At 68.6% G+C, this 2,443-nt stretch carries 2 protein-coding genes; both read left to right on the top strand.

The window, feature by feature from the left end:
* The coding region (locus DBR34_RS04255) for a DUF3613 domain-containing protein (RefSeq protein ID WP_128095846.1) at window positions 1-240 on the top strand (240 nt) is incomplete at its 5' end.
* A 64-nt stretch (window positions 241-304) separates the two neighbouring features.
* Complete coding sequence (locus DBR34_RS04250) at window positions 305-2,413, top strand: TadG family pilus assembly protein (RefSeq protein WP_258223658.1); 2,109 nt, start codon at window positions 305-307, stop codon at window positions 2,411-2,413.
* Window positions 2,414-2,443 lie beyond the last annotated feature (30 nt).

Below are 2,443 nucleotides of genomic sequence, written 5' to 3'. Positions count from 1 at the left end.
TTGCCCGCCGGTGCTCCGCTGGCGCAACCGCTGCCCACGCGGCCGCAGATCGGCGACACCACCCGCGCCCTGCTGCAGTTGCAGGCCAGTGGCGCCAGCGCCGGCCCGCGCCTGCCCATCCTCGGCGACCAGGCCTCGCTCAGCTACGCGCGCTACCTGGAAAGCTTCACCCACCCGATCCCCGAATTCCTCGACACCAGCGTCCGCAAGCAAGTCACTGGTGACGGCAACGGAGAGTGATCCCATGAACCGGTCACGATCGCCCCGCCCTGTCCTGCCATCGCCCTGCCGCCAGCGCGGCGGCATGTCGGTGACGATGATGCTGGTGATGCTGGGTCTGGTCACGATGCTCGGCCTGGTGGAAATCGGCTACCTGTACTGGGCCAAGCGCGACGTGCAGAAAATCGCCGACCTGTCGGCCCTGGCCGGCGCTCAACGCCTGGACCTGTGCACCGCCAATCGTGCCGACAATGCGGCGGCGCGCAGCAACGCGCTCGCCGCCAATCGCTTCCCCGGCACCTTGCAGGTCAGCTGTGGGGTGTGGAACCCCGGCCACGCCAGCGCCGACCACTTCATCGGCACCGCCCCGGCGCCCGTCAACGCGGTCAAGGTCATCGCCGAACGCCCCGTGCTGCCGTTTTTCGGCCAGACCCGCGGGTTGCCGCAGGTGCGCGCGCAGGCCGTGGCCACGCGCGCACCGCCCCTGGCGGTGTTCAGCGTAGGCTCGCAGCTGCTGCGGGTGAACGGCAACACGCCGCTCGGCGGCGTGCTGAAACTGGTCGGGGTGGACCTCGACCAGACCACCCTGCTCGGCTACGACGGCCTGGCTCAAGCGAAAGTCACCCCCGGCGGATTGCTCCAGGCGCTGGGCATTCCGGTGGATGCCAACATCAGCGTCGGCGATTTCAATGCCCTGCTGGCCGCGCACAAGGTGTCGCTGGGGCAGCTGCTGGATGCCACCGCCAGCGTGCTCAACCAGAGCGGCGTGGCCCATGTGGATCTGCGCGCACTCAAGGACGCGCTGGCGGCCAAGCTCGACATCAACCAGCTCAACCTGCAGCTGGGCAGCAACGCGGCCGGCAGCGGCCTGTTCGGCAGCATCGTGGCGCCCGACGGTCCCGCATCGGCGGCCCTTCAGGCCGAGGTCAACGCGCTGGACCTGATCACCACCAGTATCAGCATCGCCAACGGCGGCCGTGGCGTGGCAGTCAACAACCTCAGCATCCTCGGCCTGGTGCAGGCGCAGACAGCCGTCATCGAGCCCCCTTCCATCGCCATTGGCGGCGCCGGCGCCCGCGCCTACAACGCGCAGGTGCGGGTCAAAGTGGACATCGACAGCAACAACCTGTCGCTGGGCCTCGGCAAGGTACTGACAGCGCTTGGCATCCGCCTGCGCCTGCCGGTGTATGCCGATGTCACCAATGCCATGGGGACCCTGACCGGGCTGCAGTGCGCCGCGCAACCGGCAACCGCCACCATCCGCGTCGAGTCCTCGGTGCTGCGCGCGTGCGTGGGCAAGGTGGATGCCGCCACGCAGTTCTCCACGCGCAACGTCTGCGACGCCAGCCTGCAGAATGAACAGCTGCTCACCCTGCTTGGCGCGCCGTTGATCAACGACCAGATCAAGCTCAACGCGCTCACCCACGATGAAACGCTGACGCTTTCACCGGGCGAAACCAGGTCGACCTGGATCAACGGCGCGCAGATCGGCACCGCGGTCAACGACCTGGTCCGCGAACTGCTGCGCGTGCTCAGCGGCATGCTCAACCCCGCGTCGAAGGGCATGCAGAACGCCGACACCGCCAACCAGATGGCCGACCGCTTCCTGAAGGCGGCCAACCCCGGCAACGGGCTCTATGACGTGGATAAGACCATCGCCCTGCTGCGGAACGGGTCCACGGCGCAGGGCATCGAGGCGTTCGGCGACTGGCAGGTGCCCAAGGGCGTTCCGTATGCCTGCGGCCTGGTCACCTGCTACAAGGACGGCCCGGCATGGGACGGCTACCGCGCGGTGGTCACCGGCCAGGGCCTGGGCCTGCTCGATGGCCTGCTCGGCACCTTGCTGGGGGGACTGGTGATCAACCGCTGCAGCGGCCTGGTGAGCGCGCTGCTGGCCTACAACAGCTGCGTGAAAAACAACCTGGCCTCGTACCTGCAGACCGCCCCGGCCGGCATGCTCGACAACTACCAGGGCAGCGGCAGCGTCACCGACCCGGGCACCAACAGCGTGGCCTGCAGCGGGTTGCTGTGCACGCTGTTGCGGCCGGTGCTGGAAGGCCTGCTCAAGCCCCTGCTCAACGGCGTGGGCACCTTGCTGACCCAGACCCTGGCGCTGGTGCTGGGGCTGGAACTGGGCCGCACCGACGTGCACCTGCAGGCAGTGCAGTGCAACCCCGCCCAGCTGGTGTATTGAGGGCTGCCGCAGCGCGCGCGGGCAGGATGC

Source organism: Stenotrophomonas sp. HMWF003 (genome assembly GCF_003061285.1).
Classification (GTDB): domain Bacteria; phylum Pseudomonadota; class Gammaproteobacteria; order Xanthomonadales; family Xanthomonadaceae; genus Stenotrophomonas; species Stenotrophomonas maltophilia_AP.
Note: the sequence above shows the minus strand (reverse complement) of the source record. Positions and strands in the feature narration are given on the sequence as shown.

Excerpts from the sequence above, each read along its gene's own strand:
- DBR34_RS04250 (WP_258223658.1), top strand. The coding sequence starts at position 305 with ATGTCGGTGACGATGATGCTGGTGATGCTGGGTCTGGTCACGATGCTC.